The organism is Acidovorax sp. LjRoot204, assembly GCF_056175785.1.
The window spans coordinates 1-1,237 of the sequence record NZ_JBGFFF010000351.1 but is presented as its reverse complement, the minus strand read 5'-3'; the positions used below and the strand labels follow the sequence as shown (position 1 = coordinate 1,237).

Genomic DNA, 1,237 nt, shown 5'->3' with positions numbered 1-1,237 from the left:
CCAAAGTAGGTTCCCTGCAGATGGCTCACCCCGAACGACTCGGCAACCAACTTGCGCCACTCGGAATCGATCCACTCCACCACGACCTCACTGACACCCATTGCTGCGATCCTGGCGAGAGAACGCGCCAACCGATCACCCGTATCTTGCTGACAACCAGGCTTCCACCCGTTACCGACCTTGATGTAGTCCGGCCTCAACCGATACACCAAGTCGTCATCGAATCGATCGCTGTCGTAGTCGTCGACCGCCACCGAAGCGCCCAGTGCACGACATTGGTCAACGAAATGGACGGTCCTCTCGGGATCGATCTGGACCGCTGTTTCCGTCAGCTCCACTACCACTCTGCTGGCGACACCACGCCCAGCGTCAGCCAACTTCGTGAGCCAGGTGGATGCCTTGTCCTGCACTGTCACCGCGCTGACATTCAAGCCAACTCGCAGGTCACGTCGCGTCTGCTGAAGTAACTTCGCGACCTTCGACAACATCGCCACATCAAGCAGCCAGATCGTCCGATCTTCCTCCGCCCTCCTGATCAGGGCCCCATGGCCATCTGGATGCGATGTCCGCAGCAACGCCTCGACATAGCCCGGCATCCCGCGATGGCCCTCTACGGCCACCACGGGGAGAAAGGCCGGCGTGATCCGCGAGAACACTGCGATCTCACCTGTCGAAGCGCCGTGCGGACTCATGCGTGGGCGCGCCGCTTACCGAACGAACGGCCACCACTGGAAGAGCTACGGCGGCCACCGGCAGCAGGCTTCACGATTGCAGGCAGAGAGAGCTCGCAGGTATCGACGGCGCTGATCGTCTTGTCGATCCACTTGCCCTGGACTTCAAGGAACTGACCCACCTTGGTCTTGCCCGCCTCGATGCTCTCGAACACGGTCTCCCACACCGCCGTGGTATCCGGCTTGCCCAGGTCAGCAGGAAGGCTCTTCATCAGGGCCAGCGAAGCCGGCTCCGGATGGTAGACACTTTCCTTGCCCTTGCCTTTGGGGGCCTCGATACGGATCAGGCCGGAAGCATTCAACTTCTGCGTGAAAGACTGCCGCGTTGCTGGCGTCCCCAGCCCGCCGACGTCTTCATCGCTCGTCGAGCTCTCCCGCATCTTCTTGAAGACCGCCACCACCTTCGGGTCGGAAACGAACTTGTGCACATTCAACATCGCCTCCAGCAGGCTGGAGTCGGTGAAACGCTTGGGCGGCTCAGTGCGTTTCTTTGCCAGATCCAGACC

2 protein-coding genes are annotated in these 1,237 nt (G+C 61.0%); both read right to left on the bottom strand.

The features are described 5' to 3' along the window. Positions 1-692, bottom strand: a 692-nt coding sequence (locus AC04MI_RS25300; protein WP_476499061.1) for an EAL domain-containing protein, incomplete at its 3' end; no start/stop codon positions are given. Continuing rightward, positions 689-1,237: DNA topoisomerase (locus AC04MI_RS25295; protein ID WP_476499060.1), on the bottom strand; the 549-nt coding region annotated here is incomplete at its 5' end. The genes AC04MI_RS25295 and AC04MI_RS25300, both read right to left, overlap by 4 nt.